The sequence below is a fragment of the Mycetocola tolaasinivorans genome (assembly GCF_003667565.1).
GTDB lineage: Bacteria > Actinomycetota > Actinomycetes > Actinomycetales > Microbacteriaceae > Mycetocola > Mycetocola tolaasinivorans.
This window is the reverse complement of sequence record NZ_RCUX01000002.1, coordinates 128,914-149,036: the sequence shown is the minus strand read 5'-3', so window position 1 is coordinate 149,036 and position 20,123 is coordinate 128,914. Positions and strand designations below refer to the sequence as shown.

The 20,123-nt window shown below is 65.8% G+C and carries 20 protein-coding genes and 1 riboswitch; of the genes, 9 read left to right on the top strand and 11 right to left on the bottom strand.

Going from position 1 to position 20,123, the window contains the following annotated elements:
• Window positions 1–1,266 carry a serine hydroxymethyltransferase gene (gene glyA / locus D9V32_RS02560; RefSeq protein WP_121647337.1) on the bottom strand — a complete coding sequence of 422 codons (1,266 nt, stop codon included), beginning with the start codon at window positions 1,264–1,266 and terminating at the stop codon, window positions 1–3.
• 44 nt (window positions 1,267–1,310) lie between these two features.
• A riboswitch (ZMP/ZTP riboswitch) is annotated at window positions 1,311–1,415 on the bottom strand.
• 69 nt (window positions 1,416–1,484) lie between these two features.
• Entirely contained in the window at window positions 1,485–2,171 is a 687-nt protein-coding gene (locus D9V32_RS02555; protein ID WP_121647336.1) for an Abi family protein, read from the bottom strand.
• Window positions 2,172–2,447: 276 nt separating this feature from the next.
• Here D9V32_RS02555 and nagA point away from each other — a divergent pair, with 276 nt between their 5' ends.
• Window positions 2,448–3,614: an N-acetylglucosamine-6-phosphate deacetylase gene (gene nagA, locus D9V32_RS02550; RefSeq protein WP_121647548.1), complete on the top strand. Its 1,167-nt coding sequence runs from the start codon at window positions 2,448–2,450 to the stop codon at window positions 3,612–3,614.
• A 75-nt stretch (window positions 3,615–3,689) separates the two neighbouring features.
• Here the strand turns inward: nagA and D9V32_RS02545 are convergent, their stop codons facing one another.
• The 8 genes from D9V32_RS02545 to D9V32_RS02510 form a co-directional block, all read right to left on the bottom strand.
• Window positions 3,690–4,781 (bottom strand): DUF1266 domain-containing protein, encoded by a 1,092-nt coding sequence (locus D9V32_RS02545; protein ID WP_183086139.1) that lies wholly within the window; start codon window positions 4,779–4,781, stop codon window positions 3,690–3,692.
• A gap of 40 nt (window positions 4,782–4,821) precedes the next feature.
• On the bottom strand, window positions 4,822–5,301 hold the full coding sequence (gene mnhG, locus D9V32_RS02540; RefSeq protein WP_121647334.1) for a monovalent cation/H(+) antiporter subunit G: 480 nt from the start codon (window positions 5,299–5,301) through the stop codon (window positions 4,822–4,824).
• On the bottom strand, window positions 5,298–5,561 hold the full coding sequence (locus tag D9V32_RS02535) for an MrpF/PhaF family protein (protein WP_121647333.1): 264 nt from the start codon (window positions 5,559–5,561) through the stop codon (window positions 5,298–5,300). The genes mnhG and D9V32_RS02535 overlap by 4 nt, the downstream gene beginning before the upstream one ends.
• Entirely contained in the window at window positions 5,558–6,139 is a 582-nt protein-coding gene (locus D9V32_RS02530) for a Na+/H+ antiporter subunit E (protein WP_121647332.1), read from the bottom strand. The genes D9V32_RS02535 and D9V32_RS02530 overlap by 4 nt, the downstream gene beginning before the upstream one ends.
• Window positions 6,139–7,698, bottom strand: coding sequence for a Na+/H+ antiporter subunit D (locus tag D9V32_RS02525; protein WP_121647331.1), 1,560 nt, complete (start codon window positions 7,696–7,698; stop codon window positions 6,139–6,141). The genes D9V32_RS02530 and D9V32_RS02525 overlap by 1 nt, the downstream gene beginning before the upstream one ends.
• The gene (locus tag D9V32_RS02520) at window positions 7,695–8,192 is read right to left on the bottom strand and encodes a sodium:proton antiporter (RefSeq protein ID WP_121647330.1); all 498 of its coding nucleotides are present in this window, start codon (window positions 8,190–8,192) and stop codon (window positions 7,695–7,697) included. The genes D9V32_RS02525 and D9V32_RS02520 overlap by 4 nt, the downstream gene beginning before the upstream one ends.
• On the bottom strand, window positions 8,189–11,185 hold the full coding sequence (locus D9V32_RS02515; RefSeq protein ID WP_121647329.1) for a Na+/H+ antiporter subunit A: 2,997 nt from the start codon (window positions 11,183–11,185) through the stop codon (window positions 8,189–8,191). Before D9V32_RS02515 ends, D9V32_RS02520 begins: the two co-directional genes overlap by 4 nt.
• Before the next feature lie 98 nt (window positions 11,186–11,283).
• Window positions 11,284–12,534: an MFS transporter gene (locus tag D9V32_RS02510; protein ID WP_183086138.1), complete on the bottom strand. Its 1,251-nt coding sequence runs from the start codon at window positions 12,532–12,534 to the stop codon at window positions 11,284–11,286.
• Between the two features lie 147 nt (window positions 12,535–12,681).
• Between D9V32_RS02510 and purU the strand changes: the two genes are divergently transcribed.
• The 5 genes from purU to D9V32_RS02485 all read left to right on the top strand — a co-directional run bounded on the left by purU (window position 12,682) and on the right by D9V32_RS02485 (window position 17,030).
• Window positions 12,682–13,581: a formyltetrahydrofolate deformylase gene (purU, locus tag D9V32_RS02505; protein WP_121647327.1), complete on the top strand. Its 900-nt coding sequence runs from the start codon at window positions 12,682–12,684 to the stop codon at window positions 13,579–13,581.
• A 172-nt stretch (window positions 13,582–13,753) separates the two neighbouring features.
• Window positions 13,754–14,575: a polysaccharide lyase family 7 protein gene (locus D9V32_RS02500; RefSeq protein WP_121647326.1), complete on the top strand. Its 822-nt coding sequence runs from the start codon at window positions 13,754–13,756 to the stop codon at window positions 14,573–14,575.
• A gap of 47 nt (window positions 14,576–14,622) precedes the next feature.
• Complete coding sequence (locus D9V32_RS02495; RefSeq protein ID WP_245981956.1) at window positions 14,623–14,979, top strand: YrdB family protein; 357 nt, start codon at window positions 14,623–14,625, stop codon at window positions 14,977–14,979.
• Between the two features lie 72 nt (window positions 14,980–15,051).
• Window positions 15,052–16,404: an FAD-binding oxidoreductase gene (locus D9V32_RS02490; RefSeq protein ID WP_121647324.1), complete on the top strand. Its 1,353-nt coding sequence runs from the start codon at window positions 15,052–15,054 to the stop codon at window positions 16,402–16,404.
• A gap of 92 nt (window positions 16,405–16,496) precedes the next feature.
• The gene (locus D9V32_RS02485) at window positions 16,497–17,030 is read left to right on the top strand and encodes a hypothetical protein (RefSeq protein WP_121647323.1); all 534 of its coding nucleotides are present in this window, start codon (window positions 16,497–16,499) and stop codon (window positions 17,028–17,030) included.
• A gap of 72 nt (window positions 17,031–17,102) precedes the next feature.
• Here D9V32_RS02485 and D9V32_RS02480 read toward each other — a convergent pair whose 3' ends face one another.
• Window positions 17,103–18,317 (bottom strand): NADP-dependent isocitrate dehydrogenase, encoded by a 1,215-nt coding sequence (locus tag D9V32_RS02480; RefSeq protein WP_121647322.1) that lies wholly within the window; start codon window positions 18,315–18,317, stop codon window positions 17,103–17,105.
• 194 nt (window positions 18,318–18,511) lie between these two features.
• Here D9V32_RS02480 and D9V32_RS02475 point away from each other — a divergent pair, with 194 nt between their 5' ends.
• The 3 genes from D9V32_RS02475 (at window position 18,512) to D9V32_RS02465 (ending at window position 20,052) form a co-directional block, all read left to right on the top strand.
• On the top strand, window positions 18,512–18,964 hold the full coding sequence (locus tag D9V32_RS02475; protein ID WP_121647321.1) for a GNAT family N-acetyltransferase: 453 nt from the start codon (window positions 18,512–18,514) through the stop codon (window positions 18,962–18,964).
• A 15-nt stretch (window positions 18,965–18,979) separates the two neighbouring features.
• A complete protein-coding gene (locus D9V32_RS02470) occupies window positions 18,980–19,459 on the top strand; it encodes an MGMT family protein (RefSeq protein WP_245981955.1) in 480 nt (159 codons plus the stop codon).
• A 164-nt stretch (window positions 19,460–19,623) separates the two neighbouring features.
• A complete protein-coding gene (locus tag D9V32_RS02465) occupies window positions 19,624–20,052 on the top strand; it encodes a hypothetical protein (protein ID WP_147440375.1) in 429 nt (142 codons plus the stop codon).
• Window positions 20,053–20,123 lie beyond the last annotated feature (71 nt).

Genomic DNA, 20,123 nt, shown 5'->3' with positions numbered 1-20,123 from the left:
TTACAGGCCCGGGTAGAGGGGGAACGCCTCGGTGAGCTTGGCGACGCGTGCACGCAGGGCGGGCAGGTCGGCACCGGGGCGCAGGGCAAGGGCGATCACGTCGGCAACCTCGGTGAACTCGGCGTCGCCGAATCCGCGGGTTGCGAGCGCGGGGGTACCGATGCGCAGACCCGAGGTGACCATCGGCGGGCGCGGGTCGAACGGCACGGCGTTGCGGTTCACGGTGATGCCCACCGCGTGCAGCGCGTCCTCGGCCTGCTTGCCGTCGAGCTCGGAGTTGCGGAGGTCAACGAGCACCAGGTGCACGTCGGATCCACCGGTCAGGACGTCGATACCGGCGGCCTTGCTGTCCGGGGCGGTGAGGCGCTCGGCCACGATCTTCGCACCGGAGAGGGTGCGACGCTGACGGTCGGCGAACTCGGGGCTACCGGCGATCTTGAACGCGGTGGCCTTACCGGCGATCACGTGCATCAGGGGTCCACCCTGCTGGCCCGGGAACACGGCCGAGTTGATCTTCTTGGCGAGGTCAACATCGTTGGTGAGGATGAAGCCCGAGCGGGGTCCACCGATGGTCTTGTGCACGGTCGAGGAGACCACGTGCGCGTGGGGCACCGGCGAGGGGTGAACGCCCGCGGCAACCAGACCGGCGAAGTGAGCCATGTCGACCCAGAGCAGTGCGCCCACCTCGTCGGCGATGGCGCGGAACGCGGCGAAGTCCAGCTGACGCGGGTAGGCCGACCAGCCGGCGATGATGACCTGCGGCTTGTGCTCGAGGGCCTGGGCGCGCACGACGTCCATGTCCACGAGGAAGGTTTCGGGGTCAACACCGTAGGAGACGGCGTTGTAGAGCTTGCCGGAGAAGTTGAGCTTCATGCCGTGGGTCAGGTGACCACCGTGAGCCAGCTCGAGACCGAGGATGGTGTCTCCCGGCTTCGCGATAGCGGCCAGTACGGCGGCGTTTGCGGTGGCACCGGAGTGCGGCTGAACGTTCGCGTACTGGGCACCGAAGAGCTCCTTGACGCGGGAGATCGCGAGGTTCTCGGCGACGTCAACGGCCTCGCAGCCGCCGTAGTAACGGCGACCCGGGTAACCCTCGGCGTACTTGTTGGTGAGCACGCTACCCACGGATTCCAGCACCGACACGGGAACGAAGTTCTCGCTGGCGATCATCTCGAGGTAGTCACGCTGGCGAACCAGCTCCTGCTCCAGGACCGCGGCAATTTCCGGGTCAACCTCGGCAAGGGGGGCGTTAAATAGGTCGGTCAAAACTGGCTCCTCTGATGACAGCGGCGGACAAAACATCAATTTTCCGTATCGGCCCAGGCGTGCGGTCGAATCCGTGTCGGTCGCTCCCCGATGGTAACCATCTTGAGTGGTGCGATCCCGCTCCACCGACGCCAGTCGCGACGCGATTAGCCTAGCATCCCGGGGCGCGCTCGTGCGTGCTCGTTTCGCAATCCACGGACACACCGTGCCCCGTATTTTTAGCCACTGTCGTGGTCTATCCGCGCCATCGATTCCGTGCCCACGGGTCGCTGAGCCAGCAGATCCGGGATACGAGACTGAGCCTGGACCCAGTCCGCAAGATCAGGCGAAATCCATCGAAGCAGATCCATCGCCTGTGTGAAGTATTCGTCCAGAGGCCGATCAAATATTGGTTGATGATGCGCGATCCGGTTACGAAGGTTCTTCAAAACGAGCACGTTCTGCTTAACAACTGCACGCGTGAACCCTGCATTTCGGTAGGGAAAAGCATGAACGAGGTGTTTGCGGAAGAGCAGCTCATACGAACGCCCGAACATCGCGTCCCAGATTCCGAACGTCATCGAAGCCAGCATCCTGTCTCGTGAAGCAGGTTTCGTGCGGTCTACAAGGTGTCGTGAAGCAGTTCTGGAGAAAACAAGCTCAGATTCGCGGAGAAAGGTTGCACTCGCAAACCACCACCCACGGGCTTCCTCAACACGTGCCGAACTCGCCATCTCCAGCGGGGAGAGGATCCCATCCACGGCATTTCTTAACGCGACTTCAACGTGGCAGATGAGCTCGAAGAACGCACCTGAAACTGACACATTCCATTCATAAAGGACACGAGCATCTTCGGAATCATAGTGTGCCGCTGCAAGATACTCGTCAAATCTGCGCTGAGAAATCCAGTACGCCAATTCGACCATGATCCCCTAGCTTTGCTCATCCTCGAGCTTTATGATTGATAGAACGTTTCAGAACGGCCTCTGGTCCCTAGCAGATTACGCCGCTGAGACGTTTTTATTTGCCCCGATCCAGCTTTGCTGAGACGAAACGGGGTGGGGTGCTCGGCTACGCCCAAGCTATCATCGGCTCTCACCGCATTTGACACCTTTGAAGCACCGTCTTTGGCACCGTGTGAGTTCCGCCATCCTGCCGAAGAAGCATCCCGAAAAATTGCGCCCGGGACTATGCTCGTGCGTATGCGGAACCTCATTCACTCGGCCACCGTGGTTTCCGGTGGGCAGAGCATCAAGCACGCCTGGATCGAGTTCGACGCGGACGGCATCATCGCCCGCGGCACCGATGACACCTGGCGTGCCCGCGCGGCCGAGCATCCCGAGGCCACGGTGATCGACGGCACCGGCCGGGTCATCACCCCCGGGCTGATCGACCTGCACTGCCATGGCGGTGCCGCCGTCGCGTTCGAGCAGGGCCCCGAGGCGATTCGCACAGCGCTCGCGCTGCACCGCTCCCACGGCACCACCCGCGCGGTGGTTTCGTTCGTGAGTGGCGGTATCGATGACCTCGTCGAACGGCTCGGCGGCGTCGCCGACCTCGTCGAGACCGATCCGGGTGTGCTCGGCAGCCACCTGGAGGGCCCGTTCCTCGATCCCGGACACCGCGGTGCCCACGACCCCGAGGCCCTGCGCACCCCCGACATGCGCACGGTAGACCGCCTGATCGAAGCCGGTCAGGGAACGCTGCGTCAGATCACCATCGCGCCCGAGCTGGACGGCGCGGCCGAGGCGATCCGGGAGCTCACCGCCGCCGGCGTGATCGTCGCCGTGGGCCACACCGACGCCGACTACGCCGCTGCCCGCGCCGCCTTCGATGCCGGCGCAACCCTGCTGACCCACGCGTTCAACGCGATGCACCCGATCCATCACCGTGCCCCCGGCCCCGTCCTCGCCGCGGTCGACAGCCCCGGCGTGACCCTCGAGGTCATCAACGACGGCGTGCACGTGCATGAGAGCGTCGTGCGCCTGGCCTTTACCGAGGCACCCGGCCGCATCGCCCTCGTCACCGATGCGATGGCCGCCACCGGCGCGGCCGATGGCCTCTACAGCCTCGGCTCGCTCGAGGTCATGGTGACCGACGGAACCGCCCGCCTGGTCGAGGGCGGCGCGATCGCCGGCTCAACCCTCACCCTGGATGCCGCCCTGCACCGCGCGGTGCACGTGGTCGGCATCGCCCTGCCCGAGGCCGTGCGCGCCCTCACCGAAACCCCCGCCCGGGTGCTCGGCCGCGAGCGTGACCTCGGTTCCCTCGAACCCGGCTACCCCGCCGATGTCCTGCTCTGGAGCGACGACCTCACCCTGCAGCGGGTCTGGGCGGGCGGCACCGAATACCCCGCAGCCGGCGCATAAACCCACGCGCTTCGTACACTGAAACGGCTTCGCCCGGCGGGAAATCCCACCGGGCGACGCCGTTTCAGGTCTGCGCTAGTTTGCTTCCTCGCGCGGCAGCAGCACCTCGGGGGTGCGGATCTGGCCGGGCAGGGTGTCGAGCGAGGCGGTACCGAAGGTTGCCGTGGCCGCGGGCCAGCGGCTCGCACGTAGCTCACGCATCGTCTCGTCGAACGCCTGGACCGCCGCCACCTCGTCCGAGGCGAAGGCGGTCGCGATGCGCACGGCGCTCCAATAGTCGGCGGAGTCGGTGTACAGCGCGAAGGCGATGTTTCCCAGACGCTCGATCAGCGTCCACGCGGTCTGTTCGCTCACCTGACCGGCCACAAACGCGGTGCGGGTGATCGCGATCAACCGCTGCACGTCCCCGGCCCAGAGCAGCAGCGGCGGGCGTCCGGCCTGCGGCTCGGCCAACGCGCGCAGATCCCACTCCGACAGCCCGGTCAGGCCGGCGATGCGGGTGAGCATCCGCTCGGCGTCGGGGCCGTTTAGGATCGCCTGGAAGCGGGCGCTCATGCTGTGCTGCGCCAGGCCATCGGCCACATACAGTTCGAGGTCGCGTTCGGAGGCAATACGGGTGCGCTTATCGAGGTCGGCCTGCAGGTCACGCAGATCGTTCATCGGCAACGACACGATCGGGTAGCCCTTGGCCCCATCCGCATACTTCTTCCGCATCGACGCGGGCAGCTTCGACCACGCGGGCGAGTACTCGAGGCTCGAGTTCCACAGGCCCGAACGGAAGTCCGACTCGGCATCCAGCGCCAGCAGTGAGCGCTGCGCGGGGGTCGTCTCGGTGGCACCGCTCAGGCGGCGGTAACGGCGCTGGTCACGCCAGGGGCCGAAGCCATCCAGCGAAGACACCGCGAACGCCACCAGCGCAAACGCCAGCACCGCGGCCAGCACGGGAGCGAAGGTACCATCCGCGGTAAAGGGCAATACCTCGGCGATATCATGCCACTTGATCGAGACAAACGCGGCGACGGCAAAGGCAATCGCGAACGTCAACAGGGCCCGTCCCTGTGCGCGAACGGGCTTCTGCTCCCTCCTCAGCTGCTGATAGTTTCGCTGATGCCAGATGCGGGGTCGGACGGGATAAGCGCGTTCACCGAGATGGTTCTGAAGAGTCACCCAAACGAGTGTAATCCAGTTTGTATGCGCTTTCGCGCGCCTATCGTGCCGTGTCCCCCGGCGTCTGCTCGTGATTCGGCACCACCGGATCATGCTCGACCGAGGCCTCCTGCACAACCTGGGTTGCCGCGGTGTTGCCCGATACGTAGTCCTCGGGGTCCGGATAGTCGAGACCCAGCAGGTGGTTACGCCCGCGCAGTTCATCGCGAATCAGGACGTCGCTGCGGAACTTACCCGTGCGATACGCCGCCCGGCCCACCATGTGTGCCGAAATCGGCGCGGTCAGGGCCTGGAACAGGATGATCGAGAACCCGAGCGTGATCGTGCCGATCGTCGGCGTCGAGATAATGACGTCCGTCACCACCAGAATCACACCGAGCACCTGCGGCTTCGTGGCCGCGTGCAGGCGTGCCAGCACATCCGAGAATCGCAGCAGACCCACGCCCGCCGCCAGACACAGCAGCGCGGCGGCAAACACCAGCGCGATGGTCAGGGCGTCGCGCCACCACTCGCCGGTCACGCTTCGGCCTGATTCGACATGAAGCGAGCCACGCTCACCGAACCGACGATCGCAAACATCGCGAGCACCAGCATCACGGGCAGCGTATTGGTGTGGCGGTTGATCGCCATCTCGGCACCCATCGCGCACATCACGGTCGCGACCAGAACGTCGGAGGCAATCACTCGGTCAAGCAGCGAGGGGCCGCGCACGATCCGGTAGACGGCGCACAGCGCCGAGACACCAAACATGGCGATGATGATTCCCAGAATCACGGTCATCGGTCTTTCCTTCCGTGTGCGAGAGCGTGCTGTTCGTTGACGCGCACCACCTCGGCCTTCGAGCCGATCGCGAGCACCAGGCGACGCTCGGTGTCGAGCACCTCCTGAATGAAGCGCTGAATATCCTCCTCAGAGTGCACGTCGATCACGTGCACGTAGAGGATCGAACCACTGCGGTCGAGATCCACCACGATCGAACCCGGCACGATCGAGATTGCCGTGGAGGTCCACGACATGATGAGGTCGGATCGGGTGTTCAGCGGAATTCCCACGATGGCGTTCCCCGGCTTGAAGTTCGGGGCAAACGCGAGCCAGGAAATGTGAATCGAGGCGCGCAGGATGTCCCAGGCCAGCACGACGAAGAACACGATCACGCGCCAGGGATTGATCCGGCCGCTGAGCTCTACCCCGGGGAGGTAGAACGTGAACGAGACACCGATCGACACCAGGATGCCGGTGATGATGGTGAGCGGCGTGAAGCTGCCCCAGAGCAGGCACCAGAGCAGCAGCAGGCCGAGGGCCAGCAGGCCCTGGCTGAGGCCGGCGAGACGATGCTTATCGCGAGTCTGTTGTGGCATTAGGGCGATCCCTCCGGGAACACGGCGGAAATGTAGTTATCCGGGTTTTCCACCTGGGCGGCCGCACGCTCGGCGTAGCCGAAAATGGGGCCGGCGAACACGGTCAACAGCAGGGTCAGCGCAACCATGCCGGTGGTGGCACCCACCATCAGACCCGAGGTCTGCTTGGTTGCGACGGTACCCGAGTCCTCCGGGCTCTCGGCCAGGGATTCGAGCAGCGGAGACTGGTAGCCCTCGACCTCGCCGCGCGAGCGCCAGAACGCCATGTTCCAGACCCGAGCCAGCGCGTACAGGGTGAGCAGCGAGGTTGCGGCACCGGCGGCAATCAGCACGTAGGAGAGCCAGCTGCCCTCCTCCACACCGGCCTGGAACAGACCGATCTTGCCGAGGAAGCCGGAGAACGGCGGAATACCACCGAGGTTCAGCGCGCCGAGGAAGAACAGCACCGCCACAAACGGTGCGGCCTTGAGTAGCCCGCCGAGGCGCGAGATGGACGTACTGCCGCCCACCCGCTCGACCAGTCCGGTCGCGAGGAACAGCGTGGTTTGTACCACGATGTGGTGCACCACGTAGAAGATGGTCGCGGTGAGGGCGATATCGCCACCGATCGCAATACCAAAGATCATGTATCCGATGTGGCTGACCAGGGTGAACGAGAGCAGACGCTTGATATCGGCCTGCATCACCGCACCCATGATGCCCACGAGCAGCGTGAAGAACGCCACCACCATCAACGGTATTCGAAGCGGCACATCGACAAACAGGAGGGTATCGGTGCGGATGATCGCATACACGCCCACCTTGGTGAGCAGACCCGCGAACACCGCGGTGACCGGCGCGGGCGCCGTGGGGTAGGAGTCCGGCAGCCAGAACGACAGCGGGAACACGGCGGCCTTCACCGCGAAGCCCAGCAGCAGCGCCGCGCAGAGGATCGCCTGAACCCCCATCGGAAGCTCGCGCACTCGCTCGGAAATCAGCGCCATGGTCACGGTTCCGGTGGCACCATAGATCAGCGCAATCGCGCCCACGAACAGCAGCGAGCTCATCAGGCTGATCACGATGTACGTCACGCCCGCGCGGATGCGGGCACCGGTGCCGCCGAGGGTCAGCAGCACGTAGCTCGCGGCCAGCAGCATCTCGAAGCCGACGTACATGTTGAAGAGGTCACCAGCGACGAAGGCGTCAAACAGACCGGCCGACAGCACCAGGTAGGCGGGGTGGAAGATCGAGACCGGGGTCTCGTTATCGTCGTCCACGATGCCCTGCCCGATCGCGAAGATCAGCACGCCGAGCAGCATCAGGGCAGACACCAGCAGCATGATGGCCGACAGGCGATCCACCACCAGGACGATGCCCCAGGGCGGTGCCCAGCCACCGACGTTGACGGTCACGGTGCCGGTCTGGTCTACCGCCACCAGGAGCACCGCGGCAATCGCGGTGACCAGGGTGAGCGAGACCAGCGAGACGAAGATCTGCACGCGCGGGCGCTGACCGAAGATCAGCGCGATCGCGGCACCCAGCAGCGGGATCGTGACGACGAGGGGAACCAGGGCGTTCATCGTCCCACCTCCGTGTCTCGTGCTGTCTGAACCGGGTCGGGTTCGGGGTCGTCTTCGTGTTCGTTGGAGGCGTCGAGCACCCGTTGGATGGCCTCATCGTCCTCATCCACCTGGCGGAACACCTCCTCGGCGTCCTCCTCGGTGTCGTGGGCGTGGTCATCCGGCAGGGTGTCACCCTCATCGCCGAGCTGCGCGAGCCACCAGGTGCGGTAGATCAGGGCGAGCACAAAGGCGGTGATACCGAAGTTGATCACGATCGCGGTGAGGATCAGGATCTGCGGCAGCGGATCCACCATGTCGGCATCCTCCGGACCGCCGGTCCACAGCGGCGCGTTACCGTTGGGGCCGCTCATCAGGAAGATCAGAATATTGGTGGCGTTACCCACCAGCAGGAAGCCGATGAGGAAGCGGGTCAGGCTGCGCTCGAGCATGACGTAGATGCCGACCGCGTACATCAGCGACATCAGCAGGACAAGGGTGAGGGATGCGCTCATCGGCCGTCCTCCCGGGGATCGGTGGCGGGCGTCGGATCCGGCACAATGGGCACGCGCTGCGTGGCCCACAGGTCGGTGTTCGGCACCTGCTGGCGCGGGCTGAACTCGTCGGTGCTCTCCTCGGCGATGTCGGCCTCGTCCTGCTGGCGGTCGACCTCACCACCGAGCGAGCGCAGAATGTCGAGCACGAGGCCCACGACCACGAGGTAAACCCCGATATCGAAGATGGTGGTGGTGCCGATTGAGATGTATCCCAGTACGGGAATATCGGCGGAGAGGTAGGCGGAGGAGAGGATCTCGGCACCCACGAAGAGCGAACCGATCGCCGATCCGACGGAGAGTACGAGACCCGCGCCGAGGAGCTTTCCGGCATCGATCGGCACGGCCTCACGCAGCTCGTAACGGCCACCCGCGAGGTAGCGGAACACCAGGGCGAGACCCGCGAGGAGCCCACCGGCGAAGCCTCCACCGGGCGAATTGTGACCGACGAAGAGCAGGAAGATCGAGACCACGATGGCCGGGTGGAACATCAGTCGCACCAGCACCTCGAGCAGGATCGAACGGTTGGCGCTGGCGATCTTTCCGCCACTCACCAGCCAGGACTGACGTGCACCCGGGGTCGCGGGCTGGATATCCGGATCGGAGAGCACGGTGCGGCGCCCGAGCGCGGTGGCGGGGCGGCGCAGGCCGCGACGGCCCTTTTTATCCGCACGACCGGAGACAAACAGGAGGCTGGCGATACCGGTGGCGACCACGACGAGCACGGAGATCTCGCCCATGGTGTCCCAGGCACGAATATCGACCAGTGCCACGTTGACCACGTTCTTACCGTGGCCCTCGTAGTACGCCATTTCCGGCAGGCGGTTCGAAATCGGCTCGGTGATCCGGGAACCCAGCGCGATCAGCGCGATCGCGCCCATCACCGCGCCGGTACCGATCGCGATCACCGCACGGCGACCGCGGTGCACCCGCTTGGTGAGCTTCTGGCTGTTGCCCGGCAGGCGGCGCAGCACGAGCACAAACGCGACGATGGTGATGGTTTCGACCAGGGCCTGGGTGAGCGCGAGGTCGGGGGCACCGTGGAACGCGAACAGCGCGACCATACCAAAACCGGTGACACCCACGAGGAGTACCGCGGCCATGCGCTTGCTGGTCCAGGCGGCACCGAGCGTCGCGAGGGCCATGACCAGCGCGATCACGACCTGCTGCGGGTAGTCGTAGAGGCGGAAGGTGGTGGGCCAGACGTTGCCGATGGCGGCCAGGGTGCCGAGCACCAGCACAAAGACCACGAGGATCGTCGAGAGGTACTGCGGCAGACCGCCGCGCTGGCCGAAGATCGTCACCTTCGCGGAGATCTTGTCTACCGCGCGGGTGACGCTCCAGTAGCCACGGGAAGAGTCGACCAGCGGGGGCAGGGCCTCCTGCAGGCGCGCCACGTGGGTCTTCTTCCAGAACAGCCCGGCGCCGAGAATCAGGATCGCGGCCGAGATAAACAGGGCGGGCTCGAAGCCATGCCAGAGCGCCAGGTGGCCCTCGAGGTGACCGTCGAAGCTCTCCGGGTAGGGGTCAAGCCAGGTGTTGAGCGCGGGCGAGAAGATGCCGAGCAGCACCGAGGCCACCGCGAGAATGCCCGGGCCGATCAGGATCGTTGCCGGCGGCTTGTGCCACTCGGTCGAGACGCAGGCGGCGTTGCGGGTGGCGAACGCCCCCCAGAAGAAGCGGGCCGAGTAGGCCACGGTGAGGACCGAACCGATGGCGGTACCGATCAGGGCGATCCAGCCGTAGGGGTCGCCGGCCTCGGCAGCCTGCAGGAATGCCCCGAAGATCGACTCCTTGGCAACGAACCCCAAGAGCGGCGGAATACCCGCCATCGAGGCGATCGCGAGCCCGGTAATGACGGCAAGGACGGGCATCTTGCGGCCGAGCCCGGAGAGCTGACGCCAGTCTCGCGTGCCCGCCGCATGGTCGATGATGCCCACCACCAGGAACAGCGTGGACTTGTAGATGGCGTGGGCGAGCAGCAGGGCGGCACCGGCGAGGGCGGCATCCGGCGTACCGAAGCCCACGATGACCATGAGGAAACCGAGCTGGCTGACGGTGCCGTAGGCGAGGACCAGCTTGAGGTCGTACTGACGCAGCGAACGCCACGCACCCACCAGCATCGTCCAGACTCCGAGGCCGATCAGTACGAGCTTCCACCCGGGAAGGTCGGCGTAGCCGGGGGCCAGGCGTGCGATCAGGTAGATACCGGCCTTGACCATCGCGGCGGCGTGCAGATACGCGGAAACCGGGGTCGGTGCAGCCATGGCGGCCGGCAGCCAGAAGTGGAAGGGCACGATCGCGGACTTCGAAATGGCACCCACGATGATGAGCAGGATCGCCGTCACGGCCATCGGCCCGGTCACGCCGGCCGCCACGATCGCGCTGAGCGAGGTGCTGCCCACCTGCACCGAGATCATGATCACGCCCACGAGCATCACGAGGCCACCAAACGTGGTGACCAGCAGCGCCTGGAGCGCGGCACCGCGGCTCTCCTTCTTGCCGGTGTAGTGCCCGATCAGCAGGTAGGAGAGCACGCTGGTGATCTCCCAGAACATGAACATCAGGATGATGTCATCCGCGGTCACGAGCCCGAACATGGTGCCCGCAAAGGCGAACAGGAACGCGGCAAAGCGGCCGAGCCCGGGCTCACGCTTGGTGAAGTACTGGGTGCAGTAGAGGAGCACCACGGTGCCCACGCCGGTCACGACCAGCGCGAGGAGCCACGCGAGGGTGTCCATGCGGAAGGCGAGGGCGAGGTCGAGCTGGGGAACCCAGCGGATGGTCTCTGTTATCTCGCCGTGCGTGCGGATCTGTTCGCCCTGCAGCAACGTCCAAATAAATGCCCCAGCGGGCACGAGCGCCACAACGGTGAAAACATGGTTCTTGAGGAACCTGGCAAGAAATGGAGTCGCGACGGAGACAATCAGGAAGATGGTCAAAATCGTCGCCATGAGGTCTCCGTAAGGTAGGTGGCCTGTAGCTTCTAACCTATCAAAACCGGGAAGCTTCTTCGTAACCGAACGGGGTATTTGACCGGATAATTCCCCATTTACGCCGAAATTTTCTCCGATTCCACGCTCGGGGAGTGCCGCTCAACCGCCGCGGAGACGCGCCCTCGGGCGAACAGGAAGAGAACCAGACCTGCGCCGGTCAGCACGGCAGACAGGATCGGCAGCGCACCCAAACCATATGCCGAAAGCAGAATGCCTCCGATCAGCGCGCCCCCACCAATACCGATGTTGAACGCGGTGGTGTAGAAGGCACCCGCGGTATCGCGGTGCTCGGGCGCCGCCGCGCGCAGCATCAGGGTCTGGGCGAGGGGCGGGATCAGACCGAAGCAGAATCCCCATACCGCCATCGCGGCGGCCGCGAGAATGGGCGAACCCGCGGTCATCGCGATGAGACTCACCGCGGTGGCACAGCCCACCAGGCCGATCGTGAGGCCGGGCAACGGAAGGCGAGAGAAAATGCCGCCGGTGAAGAACAGGGAAATCGCACCGAACGCGCCAAAGCCCAGCAGCGCGACGCTCACGAGTTCGGGCGGCACCCCCACCCAGCCGGTGAAGAACGGGGTGATGTAGGTGAAGAACGCGTAGTAGCCGGTCATGGTGAGGGCCACCATGATGCAGATCAGCGCCACGGGCAGGGCAGAGCCCGGCTCCTTCACGCCGCCGTTCTGGCTGCGCTCACGCTTCGGGGTGATCGGGTCCTGCGCCACCTTCGGCAGGAAGAAGTAGACCGCGACGGCACCGAGCGCGAGGGCGATGGCCACCGCGCCAAACGCGGTGCGCCAGCCCACGGCGTGGCCGAGGGCGGTGCCCAGTGGAACGCCGAGGATCATGGCGAAGGTTCCGCCGGTCAGGGCGATGGTGATCGCGCGACCGATCAGGTGCGGTGCGACCAGGCGCGAGGCGTAGGCGGGGGTCATCGACCAGAACATGCCGTGGGCGACGCCACCCAGGATGCGGGCGAAGACGATCGCCTCGTAGCTGGGCAGCAGCGCGGTGAGCACGTTACAGAGCGCCAGGGTCAGCAGGATCGCGACCATCAGCGTGTGCCGCGGCAGGCGCATGGTCACCCGAATCATGCCCGTACTGGTGAGCACAACGGTGAACGCGAAGATGGTCACGAGCAGGCCTACCTGGGACTCGCTCACGCCGAGGTCGGCGCTCATCTCGGGCAGCAGCCCGGTGGGCATCATCTCGCTGGTAATGGACAGGAATACGGAGATCGACAGGGCGATCAGTCCGAGCATCGGCAGGGCGTTTGAGCGCACGGGTGCCGCGGTGGAGGAGGTCATCTGGAAAATTCCGGAATGGCGTTCACTCGGGCCGAGGAAGTGCCTCGAGGCATCGAGTTCGTCTGCGCGCTGATGTGCGCGCCCAGGGCTCTCGGGGACTGCCGGAACCATATACCAGGATACAGTGTGCGCCCGGAATACGCATCTATGGGTTTCAGGCAATACTCTAGAGCGGTGACCAACAACACCTCCCCCGCAGAACTGAACCACTGGGTAATCACCCTCGTGTGCGCCGACCAGCCCGGAATCGTGCACGACGTGAGTGGTGCCATCGTGGCCGCACGCGGCAACATCACCGAGAGCCAGCAGTTCTCGAGCGCCGACACCGGCCGCTTCTTTATGCGTCTCCAGGTCGAGGCCACCGCGAGCTACGACGAGTTCGCCGCGGCCCTCGCACCCATCGCCGAGCGCTTCGACGCCACCTGGACCCTCGATCGCGTCGGCCGCCCGCTGCGCACCCTGGTACTCGCCAGCAAGGCCGGCCACTGCGTCAACGACCTGCTGTTCCGCCAGCGCGCGGGCCAGCTTCCGGTGGAGATTCCGCTGGTGCTCGCGAACCACGACGTGCTGGGCGACCTCGCCGAGTTCTATGGCGTGCCCTTTGAATCGCACGCCGTCACCGGCCCCGAGAGCAAGGCCGCTTTTGAGGCGCGCGTGCTTGAGGCCGTGGAGGAGCACAACATTGAGCTCGTGGTGCTGGCGCGCTACATGCAGATCCTCTCCCCCGAGCTCTGCGCCGCCCTCGCGGGCAAGGCCATCAACATTCACCACTCGTTCCTGCCCGGCTTCAAGGGGGCAAACCCCTACCGTCAGGCACACGCTCGCGGCGTGAAGCTCATCGGTGCCACCGCGCACTTCGTGACCAGCGACCTCGACGAGGGCCCGATCATCGAGCAGAACGTGGTGCGCGTGGATCACTCCCGCACCCCCGAGCAGCTCATCTCGATCGGTCAGGACGAGGAGAGCCGCACCCTCACCCAGGCCGTGCGCTGGTTTGCCGAGGACCGCATCCTGCTCGACGGGGATCGCACGATCATCTTCCGCTAGGCTCCCGCCTCTCGCCGCAGCGCGCCGCCCCTCGGGGTGGCGCGCTGCGGCGTTTCAGGAGGGCGGGCATTTCCCATCAAAACATCAGCCAGTTTGAAGGCCGACTTCCTAGGTTTGCGAGTGGGCGCCGGGCACGCAGGTCTGGCCCGGGCTCGAGAAATGGGATGTTCAGATGAGAACGCGCACCGCGCTGTTGACCCTGGGTGGGGCGGCGGTGATTATCGCGGGGGCGGCCTGTGCCCTGCCGCAGATCGCGCCGCCGATCACGAAACACCACGCCCAGGCGCAGGAACGCGCCACGTCGACGTTGCCCGTTTCGAATGCCGCGGCACCGGGCGGCCGATTCGACCTCTCCGACTGGGAGCTGCAGCTGCCCACCGGGTCACCGGGCTCCCCCACCACGATTTCGCCCGCGCGTCTCGTGGGCACCGGCGGCTACGCGAATGCCCGGTACTTCTCGCTGGGCGACAACGGAGCGATGACCTTCTGGGCGCCAGAAAAGGGTGTGACCACCCCGCACTCGGACTATGCGCGCAGCGAGCTGCGGCAGATGAATCCGGACGGCTCCCTGGCCGAGTGGAGGATCACCGAGAACCACACGCTCTCCGCGACCGTCGCCATTCCGAACGTCACCAAGCGCGTGTGCGTGGGACAGGTGCACCTGGGCACCGGCGGCCCCTCCACGAAGGTGCTGACCGAGCTCTACTACGGTGCCGACGGGCAGATCATGCTGGGCGTCGCGAAGTCACCCGACGGCGGGCAGGTCGAGCACCCGCTCGGCCGGGTGCCGCTCGGGCAGCGCTGGACATACTCGATCACCGTGGACGACCAGGTCCTCCGGGTGAGCATCAACGGCCAGACCTCGACCTATCCGATCCCGCACTCCTTCGACCCCTACAGCGTGTACTTCAAGGCGGGCTCATACAACCAGTCGTCCTCGGAGAACAGTACGCGCGGGGCGCGGGTGGAGTTTTTTGCGCTCGGGCTGTCCTAGCGGGCACCGATGCCGGACCGGGTGCCCAGATCACGTAGACTATCGGGGTGTCAGACGTAACCCCTCGCCCCGTATTTGCTCCCAACGATATTCTTCGACTCTTCCTGGAGCTCGCAGCGGTGGTTATCGTCGCGATTTGGGGGTTCACCTCCTGGCCGTTCCCCTGGAACATCGGCATCGGTATCGCCGCCCCCGCGCTCGTCGTCCTGATCTGGGCACTGTTCCAGTCGCCGCGCGCCGTGGTCAACTTCGATGTCTTCGGCCGCGCCCTGATCGAGATCATCGTAATGTTCGGTGCATCGCTCGCGCTGTGGCACCTCGGAAGCTGGATCGGCGCCGTTATCCTCGCGGTCATCTCGACCGTCTCGGGTCTCGTGCACGGCCTCCGCTCGATGAACCGCTAGGTTCCCCTCCACACCGGTAACGCGGCGACGCTGAAACACGCCCGCGGGCGGGGTACTCGGTAGGATTCCGATATGCTCCCCGAACTGCAGGCCGTACTCGGCGACCGCCTCGATGTATCCCCCGCCACACTCGAATCCGTACGGAGCGACCGCTCGGGCTACGCGTCCGCGGGCACGCCGCTCGGCGTGGTGCACGCCGAGACGGTCGCGGACGTGCAGGCCACCCTGCGCTGGGCGAGCACCCACGGCGTGCCCGTGGTCACCCGCGGCGCGGGAACCGGGCTCGCTGGGGCCGCGACCGCCGGACCGGGCGAGATCGTGCTCTCCACGGCGCGGATGACGCGCGTGCTGGAGATCAACGACACCGACCTGCTCGCGGTGGTCGAACCGGGCATCATCAACGCCGACCTCAACGATATTCTCGCCGAGCACGGGCTCTGGTTTGCGCCGGACCCGGCCTCCCGCGCGATCTCCACCGTGGGCGGCAACATCGCGACCAACGCCGGCGGACTGCTGTGCGCGAAGTACGGTGTGACCCGCGAGGCCGTGCTGGCCCTCGACGTGGTGCTCGCCGATGGCTCGCTCATCTCCCTCGGGCATCGCAGCATCAAGGGCGTCACCGGCCTCGATCTCACCGCCCTGATGGTGGGTTCCGAGGGGCTACTCGGCGTAATCGTGGGGGCCACGGTGCGTCTGCGCCGCAGCGTTCCCGGTGAGCTGCACACCATCGCCGCCTACTTCCCGAGCGTGACCGCGGCCGCCGAGGCCTCGGTGGCGATCGGCCGCGCCGGACTCACCCCGGCGATCATGGAGCTGCTGGACGCAACCTGCCTCGCGACCGTGCACGCCCACCTCGGCCGCCCCACCCCGCCGCTCGGGCAGAGCCAGCTGGTGCTGCGCACCGACGGCCCCGATGCCCGCGAGGCCGCGGAGCGCGCCCTGGTCATCCTGCGCGAGCACGGCGGTATCGCCGAGCTCGCGGCCACCGCGCAGGAGGGCGAGGACCTCCTGGTGGTGCGCCGGGCGATGCACCCCTCGCTCGAAACCCTCGGCTATCCGCTGATCGAGGATGTGAGCGTGCCGCGCTCCCGCCTGGCGGAGATGTTTGTGGCGATCGAGGAGGTCTCAGCCCGCTTCGGCATCCCGATTCCGACCCTCGCGCACGCCGGAGACGGCAACCTGCACCCGAACCTCATCGTGGACGGTCCCGAGGTGCCCGAGCGCGTCTGGGAGGCCGCGCACGCGCTATTCCAGGCCTGCCTCGCCCTCGGCGGCACGCTCTCCGGGGAGCACGGCATCGGCGTGCTCAAGCAGCGCTGGCTGGCCGAGGAGCTGGGTGACACCCAGCACGAGCTGCAGCGGCGGATCAAGCTCGCGTTTGACCCGCAGAGCATCCTGAACCCGGGCAAGGTGTTCTCGCGCTAGGCGGTGTTCGCGGCCCGGCGCTGCCCGCGCACGCACGCGCGGGGCACAGCCCGGTCTGCTACGCTCGCCGAGCACCCGATCGGAAAGCTGTTATGTATTCTTTTGCCCCGCGCCGCCTCATCCTCGTTCCCGCCCTGCTCGCCGGGGTGATCGGGCTCGCCGGTTGCACGGCCGCGGAAACCCCGGCCGCCCCGTCCTCCTCGGCACCCGCGGTGGCGGCACCGTCGCCGTTCCCGTCCCCCACCACGTCGCCGACCGGTGCCCCGGTAGACCTGGAGACGGCCTGCGCGGCGGCGAATGAGGCCCTGAACGTGGCGTATCCGGCGAACTCCACCACGGATCCCACCACCGATCCGGCCGGTGCTTTCGCGACGCTGCGCGCCACAAACATCGAGCTTTCAAACGCCTTCAACGCGATCAACAACGATGAGGTGCGCACGGCCGGCCTCGCGCTCACCACCACCGCGGCCGCGATGGCCGATGTCCTCCAGACCGGGCAGAGCGACCCCAGCAAGGTCGACCTCGACAAGCTCGCCACCGCGGAAAAGGCGGCGAAGGACGCCGATGCCGCGTTCCTGAAGGTGTGCCCGAGCCCGGCCACCCCGACGCCCACCCCTACGAACTAGCGGGATACGAAAACGACCCCGCCGGATCGGATGATCCGGCGGGGTCGTTTTGTGTGGCTACTGCCCAGTCGACTAGCCCAGTCGAGCCTGGAGGTTCGCGGTGATCGACGCGAGGAATTCCTCGGTGGTCTGGTAGGCCTGGTCCGGGCCGACGAGGAGCGCGAGGTCCTTGGTCATCTTGCCGGACTCAACGGTCTTGATGACGACGTCCTCGAGGGTGTTCGCGAAGTCGATCAGCTCCTGGTTGTTATCCAGCTTGCCACGGTGGGCGAAGCCACGGGTCCAGGCGAAGATCGAGGCGATCGGGTTGGTCGAGGTGGGCTTGCCGGCCTGGTGCTGACGGTAGTGACGGGTCACGGTACCGTGGGCGGCCTCGGCCTCCACAACCTTGCCGTCCGGAGTCGACAGGACCGAGGTCATCAGGCCCAGCGAGCCGAAGCCCTGTGCCACGGTGTCGGACTGCACGTCACCGTCGTAGTTCTTGCAGGCCCAGACGTAACCGCCCTCCCACTTCATTGCCGAGGCCACCATGTCATCGATCAGGCGGTGCTCGTAGGTGAGGCCCGCGGCGTCGAAGTCGGCCTTGAACTCGGCCTCGAAGATCTCCTGGAAGATGTCCTTGAAGCGACCGTCGTAAGCCTTCAGGATGGTGTTCTTGGTCGAGAGGTAGACCGGGTAGTTGCGGCTCAGGCCGTAGTTCAGCGAGGCGCGAGCGAAGTCGCGGATCGAGGAGTCGAGGTTGTACTGAACCTGGGCAATACCGTCGCTGGGTGCCTGGTAAACCTCGAACTTCTGGGGCTCGCCACCGTCATTGGGGGTGAACTCAACGGTCAGGGTGCCCTCGCCCTTGAAGAGGAAGTCGGTGGCGCGGTACTGGTCGCCGAAGGCGTGACGGCCGATGATGATCGGCTTGTTCCAGCCCGGAACCAGACGGGGGATGTTGGAGATGATGATGGGCTCGCGGAAGATCACGCCGCCGAGGATGTTGCGGATGGTGCCATTGGGGCTCTTCCACATCTTCTTCAGGCCGAACTCCTCAACCCGGGCCTCGTCCGGGGTGATGGTGGCACACTTGACGCCGACGCCGTGCTTCTGAATCGCGTGAGCGGCATCGATGGTGATCTGGTCGTCGGTCGCGTCGCGCGACTCGATGCCCAGGTCGTAGTACTCCAGGTTCACGTCCACGTAGGGGTGAATCAGGGTGTCCTTGATGGACTGCCAGATGATGCGGGTCATCTCGTCGCCGTCGAGCTCGACAACGGTTCCCTCAACCTTGATTTTGCTCATAAGAGTGCTCCTCAGAAACGGGCCTGTTCCGGCCACCAGCAAGCTTACCGGAGCGCGCGAATTATCTCGACATCGAGAGAGATTCTCATCGGAGTGGATTTTGATCGGCGACGCTCGACGCGCCAAACCTGGGCAAACGTGTGTATTCGGGCACTGGGCTACCCATGCCGGGAGGGTGGGGCTACCCTAGGGATATGACCGACCTACGCCTTGAGGAACTTTCGGCCACGACCATCGTCGCGGTAAACGCCCTGACCCTGAAGCCCGGGCAGGAGCAGTTCATCGCGCCCGTGTCCTACTCCGTCGCCGCCGCCGTGACCGACCCCTCCACCACCTGGCAGCGCGTCGTGCTGCGCGATGACAAGGTGGTGGGTTTTGTACAGGCCAGCTTCGACGAGAACTCCCCCAGCGAGGAGTTCCGCAGCATCCTGTGGCGCATCAACGTCGACGCCGGCGCCCAGGGCGGCGGTGTAGGCACCTTCGCCGTGGACGCCCTGACCGAGGAGGCCCGCAAGCGCGGCTTCGACCACGTCACCGTGATCTACGAGCCCGGCGATCTCGGCCCCGATGTCTTCTTCCGCCAGGTCGGCTTCGTCGCCGTCGGCGAAACCGCCTACGGCGAGGTTCTCGCCCGCCGCACCATCTAGGTGCCCGAGGCCTAGGTGCCCGAGGCATCTCCCGAAACGACGGCGCGCAGGGCGCCTGCCGGTGCTGGTGACACCGGCGCGGCCGCGCACTTCGCCTCGCTCCCGATCCCGGAGATCACCGACGCCGAGGCGTTCCTGGAGGGCGTGTACGTGGTGGCACTCGCGATCCCCGCGGGCCGCGTCATGAGCTACGGCGGAATCGCCGCGGCCCTCGGCACGCGCGCCGCTCGGCAGGTTGGCAAGATACTTGCGAGCCAGGGCGACGACCTACCCTGGTGGCGGGTGGTGCGCGCGGATGGCACGCTCCCCGCCGAGCTGCAAGCCAGGGCCCGGTCGCACTGGCTCAGCGAGGGTACCCCGGTGCGCGGAACCGGTGCCGATACGCGACCCGCCGCGGCCGCGTTTCTGCGGCCTCAGAAAAATGCCCTCCGACCGGGCGACAGGCCTGTCGAATCCGGTCCCCCAAATGGGGAACATGGGAACCCCCTTCGGTAAATCATTACCGAATCGTTGCAATTGGATTGAGGGCACCCGCAACGCGCGAATCCCGCTTGTTCCCGCGGTTTTTGGTGATGTTCACCGCGATGTCATCCCCGAGGGTGACCGCTCTCACGCCACGGAGCGATGTTGCACACAGGAAACAGCGTTGTAATGGAATCATGCAACATGTTTGGTCTCCAGCACGTATTCTTCCCCTTGCCGCGCTCGTCGTGGCAGGGATCACCGGCCTGACCGGATGCGGCGCGATCGGAGGACTCGTCTCCTCACCAACCTCCGCGATCTACCCCACCTATAAGGACTTCGCCGCCGAGGCCGCGAAGCTCGCCGACACCAGCTGGATTCCCGACGATGCCACCGACATCCGGATTAAGTATCACCAGTCTCGGCCGGGAACGCTCCTGACGTTCCACACCGAGAAGGGCCTGGCCGAGGGCGCCTGCACCACCGGTCCGCGCCCCACGCCGCCGGATCTGAACGACACCTGGTGGCCCACCGAGGTTCCCAAGGATGTTTTCCTCTGCAAGGACTGGTCGGTTTTCCAGGCGTTCGGTAACTACTACGGCGAGACACAGATCGCTCCCCGGTAGTCAACAGCACACTTAGAGGGGGTGTTCCCCGCGGATTTCCGCGGGGAACACCCCCTCGTCATTTCGACCCG

Bases quoted from the DNA above. Each gene is read 5' to 3' on its own strand.
- D9V32_RS02555 (WP_121647336.1), bottom strand. From the start codon at position 2,171: ATGGTCGAATTGGCGTACTGGATTTCTCAGCGCAGATTTGACGAGTAT.
- nagA (WP_121647548.1), top strand. From the start codon at position 2,448: ATGCGGAACCTCATTCACTCGGCCACCGTGGTTTCCGGTGGGCAGAGC.
- D9V32_RS02535 (WP_121647333.1), bottom strand. From the start codon at position 5,561: ATGACCGTGATTCTGGGAATCATCATCGCCATGTTTGGTGTCTCGGCG.
- D9V32_RS02530 (WP_121647332.1), bottom strand. From the start codon at position 6,139: ATGCCACAACAGACTCGCGATAAGCATCGTCTCGCCGGCCTCAGCCAG.
- D9V32_RS02525 (WP_121647331.1), bottom strand. From the start codon at position 7,698: ATGAACGCCCTGGTTCCCCTCGTCGTCACGATCCCGCTGCTGGGTGCC.
- D9V32_RS02520 (WP_121647330.1), bottom strand. From the start codon at position 8,192: ATGAGCGCATCCCTCACCCTTGTCCTGCTGATGTCGCTGATGTACGCG.
- D9V32_RS02515 (WP_121647329.1), bottom strand. From the start codon at position 11,185: ATGGCGACGATTTTGACCATCTTCCTGATTGTCTCCGTCGCGACTCCA.
- D9V32_RS02510 (WP_183086138.1), bottom strand. From the start codon at position 12,534: ATGACCTCCTCCACCGCGGCACCCGTGCGCTCAAACGCCCTGCCGATG.
- purU (WP_121647327.1), top strand. From the start codon at position 12,682: ATGGGTTTCAGGCAATACTCTAGAGCGGTGACCAACAACACCTCCCCC.
- D9V32_RS02500 (WP_121647326.1), top strand. From the start codon at position 13,754: ATGAGAACGCGCACCGCGCTGTTGACCCTGGGTGGGGCGGCGGTGATT.
- D9V32_RS02490 (WP_121647324.1), top strand. From the start codon at position 15,052: ATGCTCCCCGAACTGCAGGCCGTACTCGGCGACCGCCTCGATGTATCC.
- D9V32_RS02485 (WP_121647323.1), top strand. From the start codon at position 16,497: ATGTATTCTTTTGCCCCGCGCCGCCTCATCCTCGTTCCCGCCCTGCTC.
- D9V32_RS02480 (WP_121647322.1), bottom strand. From the start codon at position 18,317: ATGAGCAAAATCAAGGTTGAGGGAACCGTTGTCGAGCTCGACGGCGAC.
- D9V32_RS02475 (WP_121647321.1), top strand. From the start codon at position 18,512: ATGACCGACCTACGCCTTGAGGAACTTTCGGCCACGACCATCGTCGCG.
- D9V32_RS02465 (WP_147440375.1), top strand. From the start codon at position 19,624: ATGCAACATGTTTGGTCTCCAGCACGTATTCTTCCCCTTGCCGCGCTC.